Origin of the sequence: Kutzneria sp. CA-103260, from assembly GCF_018263855.1 — a bacterium.
Lineage (GTDB): Bacteria > Actinomycetota > Actinomycetes > Mycobacteriales > Pseudonocardiaceae > Kutzneria.
In genome coordinates, this window is sequence record NZ_CP073318.1 from 3,233,865 (window position 1) to 3,257,885 (window position 24,021).

At 70.0% G+C, this 24,021-nt stretch carries 8 protein-coding genes; 2 read left to right on the forward strand and 6 right to left on the reverse strand.

The features are described from left to right. The first annotated feature begins 7 nt into the window (after window positions 1–7). Complete coding sequence (locus JJ691_RS14055; RefSeq protein ID WP_211769218.1) at window positions 8–346, forward strand: PadR family transcriptional regulator; 339 nt, start codon at window positions 8–10, stop codon at window positions 344–346. Further along, window positions 343–1,275, forward strand: a complete 933-nt coding sequence (locus tag JJ691_RS14060; RefSeq protein ID WP_211769219.1) for a hypothetical protein — start codon at window positions 343–345, stop codon at window positions 1,273–1,275. Before JJ691_RS14055 ends, JJ691_RS14060 begins: the two co-directional genes overlap by 4 nt. Here JJ691_RS14060 and JJ691_RS14065 read toward each other — a convergent pair. The 6 genes from JJ691_RS14065 to JJ691_RS53050 all read right to left on the reverse strand — a co-directional run bounded on the left by JJ691_RS14065 (window position 1,253) and on the right by JJ691_RS53050 (window position 24,013). After that, window positions 1,253–2,038, reverse strand: a complete 786-nt coding sequence (locus JJ691_RS14065; protein WP_211769220.1) for an alpha/beta hydrolase — start codon at window positions 2,036–2,038, stop codon at window positions 1,253–1,255. The genes JJ691_RS14060 and JJ691_RS14065 overlap by 23 nt on opposite strands. Next, complete coding sequence (locus JJ691_RS14070; protein WP_249227908.1) at window positions 2,035–2,619, reverse strand: TetR/AcrR family transcriptional regulator; 585 nt, start codon at window positions 2,617–2,619, stop codon at window positions 2,035–2,037. Before JJ691_RS14070 ends, JJ691_RS14065 begins: the two co-directional genes overlap by 4 nt. A 34-nt stretch (window positions 2,620–2,653) precedes the next feature. Beyond that, entirely contained in the window at window positions 2,654–3,178 is a 525-nt protein-coding gene (locus tag JJ691_RS14075; RefSeq protein ID WP_211769221.1) for a GNAT family N-acetyltransferase, read from the reverse strand. An 83-nt stretch (window positions 3,179–3,261) separates the two neighbouring features. Then, window positions 3,262–4,452 (reverse strand): cytochrome P450, encoded by a 1,191-nt coding sequence (locus JJ691_RS14080; protein WP_211769222.1) that lies wholly within the window; start codon window positions 4,450–4,452, stop codon window positions 3,262–3,264. After that, window positions 4,449–5,657 carry an MFS transporter gene (locus tag JJ691_RS14085; protein ID WP_211769223.1) on the reverse strand — a complete coding sequence of 403 codons (1,209 nt, stop codon included), beginning with the start codon at window positions 5,655–5,657 and terminating at the stop codon, window positions 4,449–4,451. Before JJ691_RS14085 ends, JJ691_RS14080 begins: the two co-directional genes overlap by 4 nt. Continuing rightward, window positions 5,654–24,013 carry a non-ribosomal peptide synthase/polyketide synthase gene (locus tag JJ691_RS53050; protein ID WP_211769224.1) on the reverse strand — a complete coding sequence of 6,120 codons (18,360 nt, stop codon included), beginning with the start codon at window positions 24,011–24,013 and terminating at the stop codon, window positions 5,654–5,656. Before JJ691_RS53050 ends, JJ691_RS14085 begins: the two co-directional genes overlap by 4 nt. Window positions 24,014–24,021 lie beyond the last annotated feature (8 nt).

Below are 24,021 nucleotides of genomic sequence, written 5' to 3' on the forward strand. Positions count from 1 at the left end.
CGATCACGTGACAGATGGCGCGCTCCGGGAGCCCACGTTCCTGGTCCTGACCGCGCTCGCCGCCGGCCCCCAGCACGGCTACGGGATCCTGCTCGACGTCGAGCAGATCTCGGCCGGCCGGGTCCGACTGCGGGCGGGGACGCTGTATGCCGCCCTCGACCGCCTGGTGGCGGACGACTGGGTGGCGGTGGACCGTGAGGAGGTCGTCGACGGCCGGCTACGCCGGTACTACCGCCTGACCGACCAGGGGGCGGCCCGGCTGTCGACCGAAGTGGACCGGCTGCGGGTCACCACCCGCGCCGCCGAGGCGCGCCTGCGGGCGCGATTCAGTGGGGGTATGGCGTGAACCAGGAACGACGCTACCGGCGGCTGCTCGCCCTCTACCCCCGGGATCACCGCGAACGCCACGGTGAGGAGATGCTGGGTGTGCTGCTCGACGGCACCCCGAGCTGGCGGGACGGCCTGGACCTGGTCGGCGGCGCGATCGCCCTGCACTTACGCCGGGTGTTCGGCCTGGACGGTCAGGTGCGCGTGCGGGACGTGCTGTCGATCGTCAGCCTGCTGGGCCCACTCGTGATACTGACCGGGGCTGCCCCCGATCTCCGCGAGATCGCCTGGTGGGTCAAGAACGACGCCTTCGGCGACATGCCCATCACCCAGGTGCCGGACGCCCCGGCCTGGGGCGCCTGGGCAGTGGTGGCTGTCCTGGTGCTGTTCGGCCAGCGCCGGGCCGCCGCGGTCTCGGCCTGGATCGCGACCGGTGTCTACGTCGCAGCCGAATCGGTGCTGTCCACCGCGTTGTTCTGGCGCTACGAGGACGCCGGCTGGATGCTGCTCGGTTTGTTCACGGCGGTCGCGCTGACCTGGTCGCCGGGCCCGGTGCACGGCAAGCAGTTCGTCGGCACGCGGGGCATCCTGCTGGCGCTCGTCGGTGACGCGGTCGCCGCCGCTGTCCTGGCCGTCGGCCCGCACGTGCCTGCTTTCGGCTTCTGGACCCGGGGACTCGGACCGGGGCTGACCTACGCCGCGCTGGCCCTCGGCGGCTACCTGGCCTGTCGTCGGGTGCGCAACCGCCGGACCGCGCGGCGGGCAGTGCTCGTGCTCGCCCTGCCCGCCTTCACCTTCCTCCTGGACATCGTTCTGGTGACGCTCATCGGACCGCCGCTGTACTGGATCTCGGCGATCGACTTCGTCGTCTTCTATGGTGTGCCTGTCCTGATTGTGTTGGCAGGTATGGGGATTCCCCGCCTGGTCAGGAAGTCCCTGCCGAGCTGAGGACTTCGTGCAGCCGCGCGGCGAACTCCACCGGGTGGCGCACGTAGCCGAGGTGGTCGCCGGGGAACTCCGTCACCGGGACACCGAGCCGTTCGGACAGCACGATGTTCGGCAGGTACGGCAGCAGGCCCTTGGACTCGACGCCGCTGGCCAGGACGAGCTTGTCCTTGCCAGCGGCGAGAGCAGTGAGATCGGGCTCGTGCCGCGGGTACTGCCGGAGTTCGTGCTCCAGCCAGAACGGCACATTGTGCCGCATCCGCTCGAACATCTCCCGCATCGCGGGCGGCGGCTCGAAGCCGGGCGGCGGGGCCTGCTGGGCCAGGCCGACAAGCTGGCCGAACCGGGCCATCGCCGGGTCGGGCCCCTCGGCGCGGAACAGGTCGTACACACCGTCCATACGAGACAGCCACTCGTCCCGTTCGGGCAGCAACGAGATCAGCGGGGCCTCGTGCGGCACGCCGACCCGCACCTTGGACGGCCACTTGGTCATCAGCTCCAGCGCGACGATCGCCCCGGAGCTGCTGCCGAACACATAGCCGGGTTCGTCGAGGAACGACGCCGCATCCTCGACATCGGCGGCCAGCCGGTCGGCCGGCACGGAGTCGACCGGGCTGCGGGCGAAGCCGGCCCGGTCGTACAGCACCACCCGGTACTTGTCGGCCAACTGCGCGGCGACGCCTTCGAACACGGTGCTGTCGCCGTTGCCGCCGACGATGAACAACAGCAGCGGCCCATCGCCAATCGTCTTGCTGTACAAGGTCATTGCCCTACCCCCCGCAACTGTTCGAGCGCCGTCTCCAGCAGGCCGTAGAGCGGCACCGGAGGGTCCGCGCGCAGCCAGTGGTCGGACGCCACCTGGGTGGCGGCGGCCACCGCCGCCGCCATGATCTCCGGGTACATGCCGTGGTCGCCCTCGCCGAGCCGGTCGGCGATGGCCGCCACCAGGGCCTGCTGCATCTTCACGTACGTCTTGAGCAGTTCGCCGGCCAGCGACGGCGAACTGAGCACGGGCCGCAGGCCGGCCAGCCACTCCGGCGGCGGCACGCTGGTCGCCTCCGCGTGCACCTCCAGCACCGCGGCGGTGATCGCGTCCCACATCGGCTCGTCGGCCGGGCGGTCCAGCAGGGCCTGGCCGACCCGGAAGATCCGGTCCGAGGCCCGGGACGAGATCGCCTCGTACTTGCTGGAGAAGTAGTTGTTGAAGGTGCGCGGGGACACGCCCGCGGCGGCGGCGATGTCCTCCACCAGCACGTTGTCCAGCCCGCGCTCAACCGCCAGGCGCAGCGCCGCCATGCTCAGCGCGTCGCGGGTGGCCTGCTTCTTGCGTTCACGGAGTCCGGACACGCGACCAGCCTAGCAAAAGTTGCGGGGCGCGCAATTATTTCTTGAGCAGCTGCCTGGCGGCGGCCCGCAGCGTGACCACGCGGGTGACGGTGCCGTCGGCCCCTGTCACGTCCCGCACGATCTCGAAGCCGGCCTTGTTGGCCATCTCCAGCGACCGGATGTTGTTGGCGTTGACGCAGCCGTGGATCTCGGACAGGCCCAGATCGTCGAAGCCGTAGTCGATGACCCGGTAGGACAGCTCGGTGCCCAGGCCCATCCGCCACACGTCCCGCACCAGCGCGCAGATCAGCTCGTGCCCGTCGACGTTGCCGGTCCGCTTCAGCTCGGCATGGCCGATGTAGCGGCCGCTCAGCCGCACCGCCCACACGTCGAACATGTTGTTGGGATACACCTCCGAGAACAGCAGCGCGAAGAGCTGTCTGATCGTCTCCTCGGACTGCCGTTCCTGTCCCATCCACTTGCAGACCTCCTCGTCGCGTAACAGCGCGACGAAGTCGTCCTCGTCCTCGGGTCTGTACGGGCTCAGCAGAAGGCGCTCGGAGCGCAATGTGGGAGTCATGCCGGAACGCTATCCGTGGGCCCTCGAATCGGCAATCATCCCATCAGGCAAGGAAAACACCCAACGGAGTGAGTAACATCCGGTCAACGCGACTCGACTTCCAACGGAAGTTTGCGAACACTCACGATCATAGCCGGATTCTGGAACTCCACCGGCTCGTCGCGGGCCACCGCGAAGCCGGCGTAACGCCGGTTCAGCGCCTCGAAGGCGATCCGCCCCTCCATCCGCGCCAGCGGCGTGCCCAGGCAGAAGTGGATGCCGTGACCGAAGGTCAGATGCGGATTCGGCGTGCGGGCGAAGTCGAACCGTTCCGGGTCAGGGAAAACCTTCGGATCGCGGTTGGCCGACGCGATGTTGGCCATGATGATCGAATCGGCCGGAATCGTGAGACCACCCAGTTCCACCTCGGCCGTGGTGCGCCGGCCGAGTTCGTTGAACGGCGGCAGGAAGCGCAGCACTTCCTCCAGCGCCACCGGCAGTTTCGACGGATCGCCGCGCAGCGCCTCGGCCGCGTCGGGATGCCGGTCGAGGATGATGGTGGCGTTGCCGATCAGCGCCGTGGTGGTGATGTGCCCGGCCACCAACAACAGTGCCACGAAGCCGACCATCTCCTGGTCGGTCAGGCTCTCCCCGTCCACGCTGACCCGGCACAGCTTGCTGGTCAGCCCGTCGCTGGGATTGTCCCGGTGGTACTTGATGTGGGCCAGCATGTACTCGTTCATCTCGCGGATGGTCGGCGCGATCATCTGCAGCGCCGCCTCGATCTCGGCCATGGTCGAGGTCTCGGTGAGCTGGTCGCCGCTGAACAGCACCTTGGCCCACTTCTCGAACAGTTCCCGGTCCCTGGCCGGGATGCCCAGCAGTTCGGCGATGACCAGGATCGGCAGCGGATACGCCAGCACGTCCACGATGTCGAAGCGGTCGCGGCCGGCGACCGAGTCCAACAGCTCGTCGGTGATCTGCCGGATCCTCGGCTCCAGGCCGGCCACCGTGCGCGGGGTGAAGGCCTGGCTGACCAACGTGCGCAGCTTGCGGTGGTTGGGCGGGTCCATGGTCAGGAACATGCCGGTGCGGAACGCCTCGAAGTCCTCCTGCACCGGGGCCAGGCCGGAGAAGTCGCTGGAGAAGGCGGCCGGGTCGGACAGCACCCTGGACACGGTCGCGTGATCGAGCAGCCGCCACATGCCGTTCTCCTCGTCGAGGTAGACCGGTTCCTCGGCACGCCGGGCGATCCACTGGTCGAGCCTTTCCTCGAAGGCGTACCGGGGTGTCATGCGGTGGGCTCCTTGACTCGGTCGGTGACGGGGAAAGCGCGCATGGTCGGGCTGATCGTGACGACCACGGTGATCAGGGCGATGCCGGCGGCGCACAGCAGGATCGCGTCGGCCCCGCCGAACTGCTGGACCAGGACGCCGCCGAAGGCCGGGCCGGCGGCGGCGGAGACGCCGGCGATCACCGTCATCACCCCGGTCATCCGGCCGCGCAGGCGGTCCGGGGTGAGCAGCAGCTGGGAGGTGTTGATGGTGGTGTTGGCGGTGGGCGGCAGCAACGCCATGCCGGCGAACAGAAGGCCGAGCAGATAGCCGTTGTCGATGAACACCGCCAGCGGCGTGAGCACGGTCAGCGCCCAGAACACGCCGGCGATCGACACGTACGGGCTGATCATCCGGTGCAACCTCGGGGCCAGCAGCGCGCCCAGCAGCCCGCCCACGCCCAGCATCGCCGCCATGATGCCGATCTCGCCCGACGGCACACCGCGCTCCTTGGCCAGCACCACCAGGATCACGTAGTAGGCCGAGAAGAAGAAGTTCAGGCTCACCGCGCAGGCGACGGTGGCCCGGACGTGCCGCTGCTGCCACACCCAGCGCAGGCCCTCGACCATTTCCTTGGCCAGGTGGCCGTTCTCCAGCCGCTCACGACGTTGGCTCGGCACCCGCACGAACAGCAGCGCCACGAAGCTGACCAGGTGCGTCAGCACCTCCACGGCGAACGGCACCGCACGCCCGACGGCGTACAGGAAACCGCCGGCCGCCGTGCCGGCCAACTGCCCCAGCGCGCCTCGGGCCGAGTTCATCGCCACCGCCGTCGGCAGCTGCTCCTGGGTGACGATCTGTGCCACGGCGGCGTTTTCCGCCGGCATGAACAGCGCTCGGCACACGCCCATCGTGGCCGCCACGAAGATCATGTGCGGCACGGTGGCCGTGCCCATCAGCAGCGCGACCACCAAGCTGGCCACCGCGATGCCTTGCGCCGCTTCGCAACACAGCATCACGATCTTGCGGTTCCACCGGTCCACCAGCGCCCCGGCCGGCAGGCCGGCGATCAGCTGCGCCGCCGCGTCCACGCCCAGCACGAAGCCGGAGACCGCCGGCGAGCCGGTGAGGGCCAGCACCAGCAGCGGGAAGGCGATCATCGACCCGCTGAAGCCGGCGGTCGACAGCGCCTGTCCGGCCCACAGCAGTCGGTAGGAGCGGTTCATCGGCAGTCCTCGGCAATCGCCCGCAGGGCTTCCCCGAAGTCCAGCACCACTCTCTCCACAGTGGACCGAACGTGGCGGGCTGGTTGGTACAGCCAGGAGAAGGCCAGCTTGCCGTCCTGCACGGCGCCCACCACGTCGAGCAGGTGGGCCTTGCGCTCGGCCGGATCGTGGTCGCGGCCGAAGGAGCCGTGGGTCTGCTTGAACAGGCCGCCGCCGGCCTGGCCGTCGGAGGCGTCCCACTGACCGAGGTAGTTGAAGGCGATGCCGGGCTCGACCGCCGGCACGTCGCCGCCGAGGTAGCGCAGGGCGCCGTAGCCGAAGCCGTTGTCCGGCACGGCCCGCAGCTGCTTGCGGACCGACTTGATCCGGGTCCGCCAGTCGCCGGCCTCGATCCGCAGGCCCACCGGGAAGATCGTGGTGAACCAGCCGACCGTCCGGGTCAGGTCGACATCGTCCAGCACGTCCTCGCGGCCGTGGCCCTCCAGATCGATGGTGACCTGTTCCTCCCCCGTCCACGTCGACAGGGCACTCGCCAGCGCGGTCAGCAGCACATCGTTGATCCGGGTGCGGTAGGCCGCCGGGGCCTTGCGCAGCAGGGCATCCGTGTCGGCCTCGTCCAGGACGATCGAGACGGTGTCGATGGCCGGGTCGTCGCCGTCCCGGTCGACCGGCAGCTCGGTGTTCTCCATGTCCTGCCAGTGGGAATCGTCCAGGCCGCCGTTCCGCACGTGCTCGACCAGCCGGTTGGACCACTCCTGGAACGACGTGGTCTTCGGCCCGAGGTCGATCTCCTCGCCGCGGGCGGCCTGCCGGTAGGCGGTGTCGAGGTCGTCAAGCAGGATCCGCCACGACACGCCGTCGACGATCACGTGGTGCGCGGCCAGGAACAGCCACGGTCGACCGTCCTTTGTGAACAGCACGGCCTTGAACAGCGGGCCGGTCGTCAGATCGAAGCCCGCGTGCACCTCGTTGGCGAACTCCTCACTGAACTCGTGCCGAATCAGCTGGGGAATCGGCTCCAGCGGGGCGTTGTACTGCTCGCCGTCGAACCGCATCCGCAGCGCGTCGTGCTGGCGCCACAGCGCGTCCAACGCCCGCTGCAACGCCTCCTCGTCCACACCGTCGACCAGCTCGGCCAGCAGGGACTGGTTGAAGTGGTGCGGATTCACGGTGTGGTGCTGGAAGAACCACTGCTGGATCGGGGTGAGCGGCACCGGTCCGGTGACCAGCTGCCGGCGCTGGTCGGCGTTGGCCACGGCCGTCACCACCGGCGCCAGCTGCTCGATGGTCTGATGCAGGAAGACGTCCTTGGACACCAGGTGCAGGCCGGCCTGCCGGGCCCGGGACACCACCTGCATGCTCAGGATCGAGTCGCCGCCGAGCTCGAAGAAGTTGGCGGTGACGCCGACGTTGTCGACCCCGAGCACATCCGACCAGATCTTGGCCAGCGCCTGCTCGATGTCCGTGCGCGGCTCGACGTGCTCGCCGGTGGCGACGACCGTGACCTCGGGCAGCCGCTTCCGGTCTACCTTGCCGCTCGGGTTGAGCGGCAGGGCGGACAGCTCCTGGAACGCAGCCGGGATCATGTAGTCCGGCAGCGTCCGGGCCAGGAAGTCCCGCAGGCTGCCGGTTTCGCCCACGACGTAGGCGATCAGGCGCTGGTCACGGGTGATCACCACCGCCTCGCGGACGTCCTCGTGCCGGCGGATGGCCGTCTCGACCTCGCCCAGCTCGACCCGGAAGCCGCGGATCTTGACCTGGTCGTCGGCGCGGCCGAGGAATTCCAGCTGGCCGTCCCGCCGGTGCCGCACCACATCCCCGGTGCGGTACACGCGGGCCCCGGGCTCGAACGGGTTGGCCACGAACCGGGATGCCGTGAGCCCGGGCCGGTCGAGGTAGCCGCGGGCCAGGCCGACGCCGGCGACGTAGAGCTCGCCGGCCACACCGACCGGAACCGGCCGCAGCTCGTCGTCGAGCACGTAGACCTTGGTGTTGCGGATCGGCCGCCCGATCGGCGGAATACCGCCTGGGGACAACACATCGCTCCAGGTCGCGACCACTGTGGATTCGGTCGGTCCGTAGGCGTTGATCATGCGCCGGCCCGGGGCCCAGCGCTCGACCAGCTCGGCCGGGCAGGCGTCGGCACCGACGATCAGCGTGCCGAACTCGGGCAGGTCGACGTCCGGGAGCGTGCCGAGCGCGGCCGGCGGGATCAGCGCGTGGGTGATGCGCTGGTCCTTCAACACTTCCGCGAGCTGGTCACCCAGCAGCGGCCCGGGCGGCGGGACGACGAGCGCCGCGCCGGCCGGCAACGCCATGCACAGTTCCAGGATCGAGGCGTCGAAGCTGGGCGAGGAGAACGCCAGCACCCGGTCGCCCGGCCGGACCTGGAAGTGCGCCGCCTCGGCCAACGCGAAGCTCGCCAGGCCGGCATGGGTGACGACAACGCCCTTGGGGCGACCGGTCGAGCCGGAGGTGTAGATCAGGTAGGCAGGATGATCCATCCGGTTCACCCGCTCCGGGTTCACGTCCTCGCTGCCCGTCATCTCGTCCAGTAGCAGCACCGGAACATCGGTGACCGGGGCCAGATCCCGTTGCGTGACCACGAGATGCGGCTTGGCGTCGATGATCATGTAGTTGATGCGCTCGACCGGGTAGGTGGGGTCGACGGGCAGGAAGGCCCCGCCGGACTTGGCCACTGCCAGCTGCGCGATAACCGTCTCCACCGACCTCGGCAGGGCCAGGGCGACGATCTTCTCCGGCCCGACGCCACGGTCGGTCAACACCCGGGCCAGGGCATTGGCCCGGCCGTTCAGCTCGGCGTAGGTGAGCTCGTTGACCGCCAAGGCGTCCGGTGTCCGGAGCACCTGCTCCTCCACCAGTTCCGCGAGGGTTCGCGGCTTGGTGGCGACGGCCGAGTTGTTCCAGGCCGCCAGCTGCCGGCGCTCGGCGTCGGTGAGCAGCGGCAGGTCGGCGATCACGGACTCCGGCGCTTCGGCGATGCCGACGAGCAGGACACCCAGGTGCTCGGTGAGCCGGCCGATGGTGTCGGCCTCGAACAGGTCGGCGTTGTAGGTGACCGCGACCAGCAGCTCTCCGTCCTGCTCCTGGAACTCGATGGTCACGTCGAAGTTGGCCGTGGTCAGCGGCAGGGCGACGTCCTCGACCTCGATGCCCGGCAGCTGCGGTGTCGCCTGTGGGGCGTTCTGCAGCACCACCATCACCTGGAACAACGGCGTGCGGCTGGGATCCCGCTGCGGCTGCACGGCGTCGACGACCCGCTCGAACGGAACATCCTGGTGGGCGAAGGCATCCTGGACGTTCTGCTTGACGGTGTCGAGATAGCTCCCAAAGGTTCCGTCCACTGTGGACCGGAGGACCAGGGTGTTGACGAAGAAGCCGACGACCCGGTCCAGCTCGGCCCGGTCGCGGCCGTTGGTGACGGTGCCGATGGCCACGTCTCGCTGACCGGTCCAGCGGGACAGCAGGATGTTGCTCGCCGTGGCCAGCGTGGTGAACAGCGTCGTCTCGTGTCGGCGGCTGATCTCCCGCAGCCGATCAGCCACCCGTTGCGGCACCACGGCTTCGTGCACGGCCCCGGTCGTGGTCCGGACCGCCGGGCGCGGCCGGTCCGTCGGCAGGTCGGCCGCCGGCAGCTCGGCCAGGGTGCCGGTCCAGTAGGCCAGCTGGCCGTCCAGGTCGCGGTTTCGCTGCCAGGCGGCGAAGTCCGCGTACTGGATCTTCGGCTCGGGCCGGGTCTCGCCGCGGTAGGCGGCCATCACCTCGTCCAGGACGAGGCCGTTGGACCAGCCGTCCGTGACGATGTGGTGGATGGCCAGCGTCAGCACGTGCTCGTCGTCGGCGACCTGCTCCAGGCTGGGGCGGAGCAGCGGGCCCCGGCGCAGGTCGAACCGGCCGGTCTGGCCGAGTTCCACCGGGTGCGGCGGGTGGACGATCTGCACGCCGTCGTCGAAGGTCGTGCGCAGCGCCTCGTGCCGGGCGACGACCTCGGTGAACGCGTCGGCCAGCCGGTCGGCGTCCAGCGGGCCGCGCAGGCGGATCGCCAGCGCGGTCACGTAGTCCTCGCCGCCGGGATGGAAGCCGTCGAGGAACCACAGCCGCTGCTGGTTGTACGACTGCGGCAGCGGCAGATCCCTTGGCGCGACCGGGATCTCGGTCTCGACGGTGCCGAACGTGGTGACCAGCTCGGCGACGGTCGGGTGGGTGAACAGGGCGCGCGGCGAGATCGACACGCCGCAGTCGGCCAGCAGCCGGGAGACCAGCCGGACGCTGAGGATGGAGTCGCCGCCGAGCTCGAAGAAGTTGTCGTCGACACCGACCTTCGGCACGTTCAGCAGGTCCGCCCAGATGCCGGCGACGGCGGCTTCCAGGTCGGTGCGCGGCGCGACGAAGTCCTTGCCGGCGGCGGTCGGTTCGGGCAGGGCCCGCCGGTCCACCTTTCCGTTGCGGCTCAACGGCAGTTCGTCCAGCGTGACCACCGTCGAGGGCACCATGTACTCGGGCAGCACCGTTCGCAGCGCAGCCAGGTCGGCCGTGCCGACGACGTAAGCGATCAGGCGCTTGTCGCGGACGATCACCACCGCCTGATTGACGCCCGGCTGGGCGGTCAGGGCCGTCTCGATCTCACCGAGCTCGATGCGGAAACCGCGCAGCTTGACCTGATCGTCAGCGCGGCCGATGAATTCGAGCTCGCCGTTCACCCGCCGCACGATGTCGCCGGTGCGGTACATCCGCGCCCCGGGCTCGAAGGGATCGGCGACGAAGCGATCGGCCGTCAGGCCGGGCTGGTCGAGGTAGCCGCGGGCCAGGCCGGCCCCGGCGATGCACAGCTCGCCCGGCGCGCCGTTCGGGACCGGCCGGAGCCGGTCGTCGAGGACGTAGGTGCGGACGTTGTCGAACGGGCGGCCGATCGGCACCGAGTCGGGGACGTCGCCGGTCATGGGGTGCGCGGTGGCGAAGGTCGTCGTCTCGGTCGGGCCGTAGACGTCGACCACTGTGATGCCCGGGCAGGCGTCGAGCACACGCCGGAAACCGTTGGCCGGCACCACTTCGCCGCCGGTCCACACCTCGGCGACCCCGTTCAGGCTGTCCGGGGCCTCCTGAGAGATCACCCGGAACAGGCCGGCGGTCATGAACAGCGCGGTGATCCCGTTCTCGGTGACCACCCGCCGCAGGTCCTCGACCGTGAGGTCCGGGTTGCCGGTCAGCACGACCTCGCCGCCGCTCAGCAGCGGCACCCACAGCTCGTAGGTCGAGGCGTCGAACGCCAGCGGCGAGTGCGCCAGCACCCGGCGGTGCCGCCGCGCGAACCGGCTGTCGTAGGCCAGTGCGATCACGTCCCGGTGCCGCACCGCCACGCCCTTCGGCGTGCCGGTCGAGCCGGACGTGTACATGACGTAGGCCAGGTTGTCCGGGTGCACCTCGACGTTTGGCGCAGTCGCCGCGGTCTCGTGGGTGATCATGTCCGGGCCGAGCACGATGGCGTCGCCGGCGATCACCTTGCGCCGCTCCGCCGGCGCCCGGACGTCCAGCGGCACATAGGCCGCCCCCGCCTTGAGCACCGCCAGCTCGGCGATCACGTGCTCCACCGACGGCTCCAGCAGCAGCGCCACCCGCCGCTCCGGCCCAGCCCCCATGGCTCGGAGCCGCTGCGCCAGGTGATTGGCCCGCTGGTCGAGCTCGGCGTACGTCAGCGTGACATCGCCGCAGGTCACCGCCGTCACCGACGGCGTCCGCCGCACCTGCTCAGCAAAGAGAGCCGCAATCGAAGCCTCCGGAACGGCCGTCCGCTCCCCAGCCGCCTCCGCGACTACTCGCCTGCGCTCGCCCTCCCCCAGCCACGGCAGAACCGATACGGGGGCGCCCATTCCACCGGTCATCGCATCGATCAACAACCCGACGCGTTCCAGCAGTTCAGCGGCCGTCTTCGCGTCGAACAGCGCCGAATCGTAGCCAAGATCCAGAGTCAGCTCGTCGTCCATCGCGGCCCGCAGGCACAGCGGGAAGTTCGTGACATCCCCGGACGCCACCGCCAGCACCCGCGGCCCGCCGGACACCGCCGGCTCGCTGATCGGGTAGTTCTCGAACACCACCATGCTGTCGAACCGGCTGCCGACCTGAACGAACCCGTGGTCCCGGGCCTCGCTCTGCTCGTCCTGCAACCGCCGCAGCCACTCCCGCACCATGCCGCCGTCGACGTCGACCCGCGTCGGCACCGTGTTGATGAACAGGCCGATCATCGACTCCACCCCCGGCAGCTCGGCCGGCCGCCCGGACACGGTGGTGCCGAACAGCACCGTCCGCTCCCCCGAGTACAAGGAGAGCAGCAGGCCCCACGCAGCCTGGATCATCGTGTTAACGGTGACCCCGTTACGTCGGGCCACGTCCGCGAGGCCCGTCACCGTGATCCGGGTCGACGCGCTCGACCGGGACCGGTGCGCCTCGGTCGGCGGCCGGTCATACGGCAGCGCCGTCCGCGCCACGCCGTCCAGCACGCCCCGCCAGTACTCGTCGGCTGCCGCGTGATCCTGTTCGGCCAGCCACTCCAGGTAGTCGCGGAACGGCCGGCGAGCAACGGTCGGCTTGCGGCCGCAGTACTCCTCGCAGGCCTCGGTGAACACCTGGGCCAGGCTCCAGCCGTCCATCAGCACGTGGTGCGAGGTCCAGGCCAGCTCGATCTCGTCGCCGTCCCGGGTGACGTCGATCCGGGTCAGCGGCGACCGGTCGAGGCTGATCGGCTGGTCGTAGTCGAGCTTCGCCGTCCGGTCCACCACCTGTACCGGCTCGTTCACGCCGGTCCACACCAGTCGGGTGCGCAGGGCCGGCGTCCGGTCGACAACCCGTTGCCACGCCTGGCGGAACCGCTCCACGTCGTCGATGCCGGCCATCCGGATCCGGAGCGTGTCCACATACAGGTCCGGGTCGACCAGGCTGTGGAACAGCAGGCCCTTCTGCAACGGCGTCAGGGGGTAGATGTCCGCCACCACGCGCCCGTCGCCGACAATGGTGTCCACTTCGGACTGACTGAGCCGGGCCAGCGGGAAGTCCGACGGCGTGCGGCCGCCGTGACCCGCGCAGTGGGCGACGATCTCCCGCAGCCCGGTCATCATCGCCTCGGCCAGCAGTCGCACGGTCCGCTCGTCGTGAACCTCCGGCGCGTACGTCCAGCCCAGTTCGAGCCGGCCGTCCTGCACGATGCCGATCACGTCGATCAGATACGTGCGGGTGCCCTCCTGGTCGCCACCGGCGATCGACCGGTAGAAGCCGCTGGCGCTGTCCGTCCACTGGCCGTGGTAGTTGAAGCTGATCCCCGGCTTGATCTCCGGCGCCGTGCCGCGCAGGTGCCGCAGCGCGCCGTAACCGAGGCCCTTCGACGGCACCGCGCGCAGCTGCTCCTTCACGGACTTCAGCGTCGCGCCCCAGTCCCCCGCCGGCAGGTCCAGCCCCACCGGGTATTCCGCGGTGAACCAGCCGATCGTGCGGGACAGGTCGACACCGTCCACAATGTCCTCACGGCCGTGACCTTCCAGACCGATCAGCACCCGACTCCGGCCCGTCCACTCCGCCAACGCATGCCCGAGCGCACTCAGCAGCACGTCATTGGGTTGCGTCCGATACGCGTCCGACACCTTACGCAGCAAGGCATCCGTGGTTTCGGCGTCCAGCTGAACGGTGATCGTCTCACTGGTGGTCGGCGTCCCGTCACGGTCCACCGGCAGGCCGCCGTCAACCTCCGCCGCACCCTCCCAGTACGGCAGGTCCGCCGAGAAGTCGCGCTTGTCGATCCGCCGCGCCCAGTCCACATAGGACGTCGTCTTGGCCGGCAGCGGTCGGCCCTGGTAAGCCGCCTCGATGTCGTCCAGCAGCACCCGCCACGACACGCCGTCGACGACCAGGTGGTTGATCGTCAGCGCGAGGTTCGGCGTGTCGAAGCTCCACTGCACATGGTCGCCCTCCGCCCCCACCTCCTGTCGCCAACCACTGTCGCCCTTGGTGAACTTGGTCCGCAGCGCGTCGTGGTGGGCGATCACCGTGTCCAGGGCCGTGCGCAGCCGGTCCACGTCGATGTCCGGCCCCAGCTCCGCCACCAGCGACATGGTGAACGTGTCGATGCCGCTGTCCAGGAACCAGGCCTGAATCGGCGTCACCGGCGCACTTCCACTCGCGTCCGTGACGATCCGCGTCTCTTCGCGCACCACCCGGGCCAGCTCCGCCACCGTCTGGTGCCGGAACACGTCCTTCGACACCAGCGACAGCCCCGCCGCCCGGGCCCGCGACACCACCTGGATGCTCAGGATCGAATCGCCGCCCAGTGCGAAGAAGTTGTCGGTCACGCCGACCCGCTCGACCCCCAGCGCCTCGGCCCAGATGCCAGCCAGCACGCGCTCGTTCTCGGTCCGCGGTCCCACCCACTCCTGGGCCTCGACCACCGGCTCCGGCAGGGCCTTGCGGTCGACCTTGCCCGTGGTGGTCAGCGGCAGGCTTTCCATCCGGACGAACACCGTCGGCACCATGTAGTCCGGCAGCGACTCGCGGAGCTGGTCGCGCAGATCGTCAGTCTCGCTGACGATGTATCCGACGAGCCGACCGTCCTTCACCGCGACCGCGGCCTGGCTGACTTCCGGCAACCTCAGCAGGGCCGCCTCGATCTCGCCGGGCTCGATACGGAAACCGCGAACCTTGACCTGCTCGTCGATGCGGCCCAGGTATTCCAGCGAACCCTCCGCCGTCCACTGGACGCGGTCGCCTGTGGCGTATAGACGGCCGGGGCCGAAGGGGTTGGCGATGAAACTGGCGGCGGTGAGCCCGGGGCGGTTGAGGTAGCCGCGGGCGAGCTGGACGCCGGCGATGTGCAGCTGGCCGGCGACACCGACGGGCACGGGCCGAAGAAAGCCATCGAGGACATAGGCGCGCAGGTTGCTCAGCGGCCGGCCGATGACGGGACGGTCGCCGGTGATCGGCGCGAGGGTGGCATCAACGGTGCACTCGGTCGGCCCGTACAGGTTGAACGCCCGGGTGCCGGGGAGTTGTTGCAGGTCATGCCACAACTGCCGGTCGATGGCCTCGGCGCCGAGCACCACCACAGGCGGCATGGGGCGGCCCGTGGCGAGCAGGTGCCGGATGAACGACGGCGTGGAGTTGATCAGGTCGACGTCGTGGTCCAGCACGGTTTCCGGCTCCACGACGTGCAGCTCGTGGCCGGCGGCCATCAGCAGCAGGCCCTCCCACGCGGCGTCGAAGGAGAACGAGGCGGTCAGCGCGACCTTGAGCCAGCGCCCGTCGGCGAAGTCGTCGCCGTGGTCATGGTGCAGGTTGGCCAGGGCGCGGTGGCTGATCACCACGCCCTTCGGCCGGCCGGTGGAGCCGGAGGTGTAGATCACGTACGCCGCGCTGTCGAGATGCGGCTTGGCCAGCGGCCTCGGCTCGGCGTCCGTGTCGGCGGAGGTCAACACGAACACCGGCCGGGCATCGGCCTTGATGAACTCGGCCCGCTCCGCCGGCAGCTCCGGGTCGAGATACAGGACCGCGGCGCCGGCCTTGTGCACGGCCAGGATCGCGATCACGGCATCGGCCGAGCGCGGCATCGAGACCGCCACGAACATGTCCGCGCCGGCACCGCGGTCGACCAGGCTCGTGGCCAGTCGGGATGAGCGGTCGTCGACCTCGGCGAAGGTCAGCCGCAGTCCATTGTGGACCAGCGCGACGGCGTCGGGCGTGGCTTCGGCCTGAGCGGTGAAGACCTCCGGGAAGGTCACGCCCGGGACCTCGCGGTCGGTGCCGCTCCACTCGACCAGTTCGGCGATCTCGGCCGAGGTGAGGATCGGCAGCTCGGCCAGCGGCCGGTCCGGGTTCTCGGCCACGGCGGCGATCAGCGTCCGGAGGTTGCCGACCAGCCGGGTGATCGTGATCTCGTCGAACAGGTCGGTGTTGTAGTTGACCAGGCCGCGCAGGCGGGGGCCGTCCGGCGCGAACTCGAACGTGAGGTCGAAGCTGGCGGTGGTCATCGGGAGCGGCAACTCCTCGGCGACCAAACCGTTGAACGTCGGCAGCTTGGCCCCACTGTTCTGCAGCGTCACCATCGCCTGGAACAGCGGCGACCGGCTGGTGTCACGCTCCGGCTGCACCTCGTCGACCACCCGCTCGAACGGCACGTCCTGGTGCGCGAACGCCTCCAGCACGGTATCCCGCACAGAGGCCGCGAACCCCCGGAACGTGCGGCGACCGTCCACTTGGGACCGCAGCACGACCGTGTTGACGAACATGCCGACCACCCGTTCCAGCTGCGGGTTCTCCCGGCCGGACGTCACGGTGCCGACGGCGATGTCGTCCTGCCCGGTCCACCGGGCCAGCAATGCCTGGCAGGCGGCGACGAGCATCATGAACACCGTGCCGTCAGCGACCCGGACGGTTGGCAACTCGAACTCGACCGCGGCGCCGTTGTGGGACTGGGTCGCCGGGCGCGGGCGATCGGTCGGCAGCTCCAACGCCGGCATGCCGCGCAGCTGCTCCCGCCAGTACGCCAACTGGCCGTCCAGGTTCTGCCCGCGCTGCCAGGCCGCGAAGTCCGCGTACTGGAGGCCGGGCGCCGGCAGATCATCCCCGTTGTACAGGGCTGAGAGCTCGTCGACGAGCACGCCGATCGACCAGCCGTCGGTGATGATGTGGTGCATCGACAGCACCAACTCGTGCTCGCGCGGCGACAGCGCGGTGCGCCGGATCCGCAGCAGCGGCCCGTTGAGCAGGTCGAACGGACCCACGGCGTCGTCGAACTCGGCCTCTCGCGGCGGGTGCACGACCAGACTCGGCCGGTCGTCGACAGTGGTGCGCAACGACTCGTGCCGGGCGATCAAGGTGGTCAACGCGGTCCGCAGCCTCGGCTCGTCCAGGTCGCCGAACAGCTTCACCGCGAACACGGTGGTGTATTCGGTGCTGGCCGGGTCGAACTGGTGCAGGAACCACAGCCGTTGCTGGGCATGGGAAAGCGGCAGCTCACCGTCGCGCGGCACGACGGGAATCACCTGGCCCGCCTGCTCTGCCGGCAACGCCGCTGCCAACGCGGCGACCGTGGGGGCGGTGAACAGCACCCGCGGCGACACCTCCACCCCGAATTCCGCGCGCAGCCGGGAGGCGATCCGGATGCTGAGGATGGAGTCGCCGCCGAGCTCGAAGTAGTTGTCCGCCAACCCGATCCGCTCGACACCGAGCGTGTCGGCCCAGATCGCGGCGATCTTGCGCTGGGCCGGGGTGGCCGGCTCGACGTAGCCGCGGCTGACGACCTCCGGCGCGGGCAGGGCCCGGCGGTCCAGCTTGCCGTTGCGGGTCAGGGGGATCTCGTCGATCCGCACGAATGCCGCCGGGATCATGTGCTCCGGCAACGTCTTGGCCAGGTGATCACGCAGGCCTTCGGTCTCCCCGACCACGTAGGCCACCAGCCGCTGGTGCCCGGGCGTGTCCTCACGGGGAATCACCGCGGTCGCCGTCACCTGCGGCGAGGCCAGCAGCGCGGACTCGATCTCGCCGAGCTCGATGCGGAAACCCCGGATCTTGACCTGCTGATCGGCGCGGCCGAAGTACTCCAACTCGCCGTCCACCCGCCACCGGGCCAGGTCGCCGGTGCGGTACATGCGGGTGCCCGGGACGAACGGGTTCGCGATGAACCGGGACGCGGTCAGGCCGGGCCGGTTCAGGTAGCCCCGGGCCAGGCCGGACCCGGCCACGTACATCTCGCCCACGACGCCCGGCGGGACCGGGCTGAGGTCCGAATCCAGCACGTAGACACGGAGATCGGGCAGGCCGACGCCGATGGTGTTGCCAGACGACCGGTCGAGCTCGCGGTGGGTGACGTGCACCGTGGTCTCGGTGATGCCATACATGTTGACCAGCTCGACCCGGTCCCACCACGCGTCCAGCCGCCGCGCGTCCAGCGCCTCGCCGCCGAACACCACGTACCGCAGCGACAGCCCGTCGACCGGTTCCAGCTGGTAGAAGGCCGACGGGGTCTGGTTCAGGACGGTGACCCGCTCCTCGACCAGCAGCCGCAGGAAGTCGCGCGGCGACCGGGAAATCGCATGCGGGACCACGACCAGCCGGCCGCCGTGCAGCAGCGGGCCCCACAGCTCCCACACCGAGAAGTCGAAGGCGTAGGAGTGGAACAGGGTCCAGACGTCCTCAGGGCCGAAGGAGAAGAGGTCCCTGGTCGAGGCGAACAGCCGCGTCACGTTGGCGTGCGTGACGACAACGCCCTTGGGCACGCCGGTGGAGCCGGAGGTGTAGATCAGGTACGCCGGGCTCTCCGGCAACGTCGTCGACATTGGGTCGGTGTCCGGCTCACCATCCGCCTCGACCGAGGTCAGCATCAGCAGGGCGTTGCTGTCCGCCATCATGCGGTCGATGCGATCCTGCGGGTAACCCGGGTCGATCGGCAGGTAGGCGGCGCCGGCCTTCAGCACCGCGAGCACGGCGATGACCAGCTCGGCGGTTCGCGGCAGGCACAGGGCGACGAAGCTCTCCGGGCCGGCACCGGCGGCGATCAGCCGGTGCGCCAGGCGGTTGGCCCGCGCGTTCAGCTCCGCATAGGACAGACTCGTCCCCTCGAACGTGACGGCGACGGCGTTCGGCGCGGCCTGCACCTGGGCGGCGAACAGCTCGGTGATCGTCGGGGCCGGCAGGCCCACGGCGCTCCCCTGCCAGTCGGTCAGCACGGTGTGCCGCTCGACCTCGGACATCCACGGCAGGTTCCGCAGCTGATCGTCAGCGAAGCTGACGATCAGCGCCTCCAACCGGGCGGCCATCGCGTGGGCGGTGGCGACGTCGAACAGCGCCGGGTCGGTGGCCAGTTCGAAGGTCAGCCGGCGATCGAGGTAGGCCCGCAGCACCACCGGGAAGTTGGTGCTGTCGGTGGCATCCACATGCTGCACGGCGACGCCGGCCCGCTCGTCGAACGGGTAGTTCTCGAACGCCACCATGCTGTCGAACAAGCTCTGACCGGCCGGAACGTCGCTGTAGCCGCGCAGCCGGTGCAGGGCGACGAAGTCGAAGCGACGAGTCTCGGCCTGCCGCTCCTGCACCGACCGCAGCCACGGCACCAGCTTCTCCTGACCGCGCACCTCGACTCGGGTCGGCACGGTGTTGATGAACATGCCGATCATCGACTCGACGCCGGGTAGATCGTCCGGCCGGCCGGAGACGGTGGTGCCGAACACGACGTCCGACTCCCCGCTCTGCCGGGACAACAACAGCGCCCACGCGCCCTGCACCAGGGTGTTCACGGTCAACCCGTGGCGCTGGGCGAACTCCCGCAGCCGTGAAGAGTCCTCTTCGGACAGCGACACCCGCACCTGCTGGCCCGACCGGGCCTGGTGGGCCTGCGCGGGCTGCCGGTCGTACGGCAGCGGCGTCGGCGTCTCGAAGCCGGCGAGCGCCTCCCGCCAGAACGTCTCTGCGGCGGAGTCATCCTGCGCCGCCAGCCAGGACAGGTAGTCCCGGAACGGGCGGCGGACCGCACCGACCTGACCGCCGTACTGGGCGCAGACCTCCTCGAAGACCTGCCCGAGGCTCCAGCCGTCCAGCATGATGTGGTGCGAGGTCCAGGTCAGCCGCACCCGGTCCCCGCCGAGCGGCACGATCGCCAGCCGCATCAGCGGCGCCTGGATGAGATCCAGCTCGGTGTCGTCGGAGTCGCGGTAACTGATCGGGACGGTGACGTGCCGTTGCACGATCTGCACCGGCTCGTCGAGACCATCCCACGCGAGCCGGGTCCGCAGCGCCGGGGTACGGTCGACGACCGCCTGCCACGCCGCGCCGAACGCCACCGGGTCGCTGATGCCGTCCAGCACCATGCGCGCCTGGTCGACGTAGATCTCCGGCTCGACCAGACTGTGGAACAACATGCCGGCCTGCAACGGGGTCAGCGGATAGATGTCCTCGACGTTCCACCCATCGCCGACCAGGGTGTCCACAGTGGACTGGCCAAGCCGGGCCAGCGGGAAGTCGGAGGGTGTGCGACCGCCGGCCGTGGGCTGGGCACAGTGCTCGATGATCGACCGCAGCGCCCGCACCATCGCGTCGGCCAGCCGCTGCACGGTCTGCCACTCGTAGAGGTTGTCGGAATACAGCCAGCTCAAGGTGAGCTCGCCGTTCTCCACCATGCCGGCGACGTCGAGCAGGTAGCCGTTGGTCTGGTCGGGGGCAAGATCGAAGCCGGTCGTCTCGCGCTGGCCCCGGAACAGGCCGGATGCGCCAGAGTCCCACTGGCCGTGGTAGTTGAAGCAGATGCCCGGCTGGGCGTTGAGGTCCGCGCCGGCCAGATAGCGCAGCGCCTCATAGCTCAGGCCGCGGCGCGGGACCGCCCGTAGCTGTTCCTTGACCGACTTGAGCGTGCTCGCCCAGTCGCCGTCGGCGGGAATCGACAGCCCGACCGGGAACTGGGTGGTGAACCACCCGACCGTGCGGGACAGGTCGACGCCGTCGAACAGGTCCTCGCGGCCGTGGCCCTCCAGCGCGATCACCACGTCCTCGCGGCCGGTCCACTCGGACAGCGCCCGCCCGAGGGCGCTCAGCAGCACGTCGTTGACCTGCGTGCGGTAGACGTCCGGCACCTTGTGCAGCACCGCATCCGTCTCCTCGCGGCTGAGGGCGACGGTGAGCGTCCGGGTCGTGCCGGCCAGGTTCTCCCCCGCACGGTCCGTCGGCAGCGGGTCGGCCGCCGGAACCTGCTGCCAGTGGGACAAATCCTCGGCGAAGTCGTGGCCGACGAGCCGGTGCGACCACTGGGTGAACGCCGTGCCGGTCGGCTCCAGCACATCGCCGTGGTACGCGGCCTCGATGTCGCCCAGCAGCAGCCGCAGCGACACGCCGTCGACGACCAGGTGGTGAACAGCCAGGAACAGCAACGGGGTCTGGCCGGGCTGGAAGATCGCCTTCACCATCCGGCCTGCGCCGATGTCCAGGCCGTCACGGCTGATCTCCGTGCCGACCTCCAGGACGCCGGTCGGCGGCTCCGTCGGTTCCTGCTGCCACACACCACCAACGCGGGTGAAACGGGTCCGCAGGGCTTCGTGGTGGGCGATCACGGTGTCGATCGCCTGCGACAGCCGCGAGCGGTCCACCTCGGCCGGCAGCTCCAGCAGCATGGACATGGTGAAGTGGTTCAACGGCCCGTAGGTCTCGAAGAACCAGTGTTGGATCGGTGTCAGTGGCGCAGGCACGGCGATCACCGGAACAGCGACCTCTTCATCGGCGCGCACCACCAGCGCCAACTCGGCGATCGTCTGGTGGGTGAACAGGTCCCGCGAGGTCAGCCGCAGCCCGGCGGCCCGGGCCCGGGACACCACCTGGATGCTGAGGATGGAATCGCCGCCCAGGGCGAAGAAGTTGTCCCGCGCGCCGACCGGTGCGCCGCCGAGCACCCCGGACCATATCTCGGCCAGCACCCGCTCGGTCTCCGTGCGGGGCGCGACCCACTCCGCCGTCTGCACCACCGGCGCGGGCAACGCCTTCCGGTCGACCTTGCCGGCGCTGGTCATCGGCAGCCGGTCCAGCCGCACGAACACCGCCGGCACCATGTAGTCCGGCAGCGCCTCACGGAGCCGTTCCCGCAAGCCGGCGGTCTCGCCGACCACATAGCCGACCAGTCGGTTGTCCCGCGCGACAACGGTGGCCTGGCTCACTTCGGGCAGCCGCAGCAGAGCGGCTTCGACCTCGCCGGGCTCGATCCGGAAGCCGCGGATCTTGACCTGGTCGTCGGCCCGGCCGAGGTACTCCAACCGCCCATCGGCGCGCCAACGCACGAGGTCCCCGGTCCGGTAGAGCCGGCCGCTGCCGAACGGGTTGGCCACGAACCGGTCCGCGGTCAGGCCGGGCCGGCCGAGGTAGCCGCGGGCCACCTGCGCGCCGGCCAGGCACAGTTCGCCGACGACGCCGGTCGGCACCGGCCGCAGGTAGCCGTCCAGCACGTACGCCTGCATGTTCCGCAGCGGACGGCCCAAAGAGGACTGATCACCAGCGACGACACAGGACAGGGCGTCGACCGTGCACTCGGTGGGGCCGTAGAAGTTGTGCGCTGTCGTGCCGTCGACGGCCGCGAGTTCCCGCCACAGCTCGTCGCTCAGTGCCTCGCCGCCGAGCATCAGCACGGCCGGGCGGTGCCGGGGATCGGACAGCAGGCCAGCCGGAAGCAGTTGCCGCAGGTAGGTCGGGGTGAGGTCGAGGAAGTCGATCCGGCGCCGGGCCACGTAGTCCACGAGCGCGTCGGCGTCCATCCGGACCTCGTCGTCGATCACGTGCAGCTCATGGCCGTCGGCGAGCAGCACCGGGCCTTCCAGCGAGGTGTCGAAGGAGAACACCGCCGTTGTGGCCACCCGCAGCCGGCGGCCGGCGGCGAAGTCGTTGCGGTGGTTGAACAGCAGGTTGACCAGGTTCCGGTGCTCGACCGCGACGCCCTTCGGGGCTCCGGTGGAGCCGGAGGTGTAGATGACGTACGCCGTTCCGTCCGTCCGGAGTGGACGGTCTGGGTTGGTCTCCGGCTGCCCGTCGGCGTCCGCGACCACCACCCGGCCACCCACCACAGGTGTGGTGGTGTCATCCGGGGCGACCACCACAAGTGTGGTGGCGGCGTCGCGAAGCAGCAGCTCAACCCGGTCCTTCGGCAGTCCGCGGTCCACCGGCAGGTACACCGCGCCGGCCTTCCACACCGCGATCACGGCCACGACCAGCTCGGCCGAACGGGGCAGCGCAAGGGCAACGACCCGTTCCGGTCCCGCGCCCAACGCGATCAGGTGGTGGGCCAACCGGTTCACGCGCGCGTTCAGCTCGGCGTAGGTGAACTCTGTGTCCTGGAACACAAGTGCGAGGTCGTTCGGGGTCTTGCGAACGGTCGCCTCGAAGACCTCGACGATGGTGGAGGCCGACACGGACAGCGCGGTGTCGTTGGCCTCGACCAGCAGCCGCGACCGCTCGTCCGAGGTCAGCAGGGGCAGGTCGCCGACCCGCCGGACCGAGGTGATCTCCATCAGCAGCGTGGAAAGGTGCTCGGCCATCCGCTCGACCGTGTCCGGGTCGAACAGGTCGGTGCTGTACTCCACCGAGCCGGCCAGGCCCTCGGGCGTGTCCTGGAACTCGAAGCTCAGGTCGAAGGTGGCCGAGCGCCGGCTCACGTCCACCGGCTCGACCGCGAGGACGCCGAACTCCGGCGGTGCGCCGGCCGCCCCATGCAGCAGCACCAGCACGTCGAACAGCGGGTTGCGGCTGGGATCCCGCTCCAGCCGTAGCGACTCCACCACCTTGTCGAACGGCGCCTCGGCGTGGGCCAGCGAAGCCAACACGGTCTCCCTGACCTGCGCGAGCAGATCGCCGAAGGACAGCTCATCGTCCACAGTGGAACGCAGCACCACCGTGTTGACGAAAAAGCCGACCATCCGGTCCAGCTCGGGCCGGTTGCGGACGTTCACCACCGAGCCGACGGCGATGTCCGACCGCCCGGTGTACCGAGCCAGCAGCACCTGACAGGCCGCGACCAGCACCGAGTAAAGCGTGGTGTCGTGCTCACGGGCCAGCTCGGCCAGCCGCTGCGAAACCGTTGCCGGCACCAGGAAATCGTGCACGGCGCCGGCCGAGGTCCGCACCGCCGGACGCGGGCGGTCGGCCGGCAGCTCCAGCGGCTCCACGCCGGCCAGCTGCGCGGTCCAGTACTCCAGGTGCTGGTCCAGCGACCGACCACGCTGCCACACCGCGTAGTCCGAGTACTGCACCGCGGCCGGGGTCAGCGTCGCGCCGCCGTACAGGCGACCCAACTCGTCGATCATGATACCCATCGAGGCGCCGTCGGTGACCACGTGGTGCGCGGTCAGCAGCAGCACGTGGTCCTCGGCCGCCAGCCGGACCAGAAGTGCCCGCAGCAGCGGGCCTTTCCGCAGGTCGAACGGCCGCGAGTACTCGTCGGCCAGCACCCGGTCCAGCTCGGCCGGCGCGTCGGCCATCCGCAGCGGGACGTCCACTGAGTCCGCGATGGACTGCACCGCGACGCCGTCCACGACGATCACCGTGGTGCGCAACGACTCGTGCCGCTCGACGAGCGCGGCGAGGGCGGCGGCCAGCGCGGGCACGTCGAGCCGGCCGGCGAGCCGGAGCGCGACGGCGCTGTTGTACTCCGACTCGCCCGGCCGCAGCTCGTCGAGGAACCACAGGCGCTGCTGGGCGTACGACAGCGGCAGCGCCGAGGACCGATCGGCGCGCGGGATGCCGTCGGACGCCTTCGCCCGCCCGGCGAGTCGTCGCCTGAGCTGCTCGCGCAGTTCCGCCGGCAGCGCGTCGATCCGGCTCTGCCTCGATGTCGTCATGATGTCCG

Coding starts and splice junctions, on each gene's coding strand:
- JJ691_RS14065 (WP_211769220.1), bottom strand. CDS start 2,038: ATGACCTTGTACAGCAAGACGATTGGCGATGGGCCGCTGCTGTTGTTC.
- JJ691_RS14075 (WP_211769221.1), bottom strand. CDS start 3,178: ATGACTCCCACATTGCGCTCCGAGCGCCTTCTGCTGAGCCCGTACAGA.
- JJ691_RS14080 (WP_211769222.1), bottom strand. CDS start 4,452: ATGACACCCCGGTACGCCTTCGAGGAAAGGCTCGACCAGTGGATCGCC.
- JJ691_RS14085 (WP_211769223.1), bottom strand. CDS start 5,657: ATGAACCGCTCCTACCGACTGCTGTGGGCCGGACAGGCGCTGTCGACC.
- JJ691_RS53050 (WP_211769224.1), bottom strand. CDS start 24,013: ATGACGACATCGAGGCAGAGCCGGATCGACGCGCTGCCGGCGGAACTG.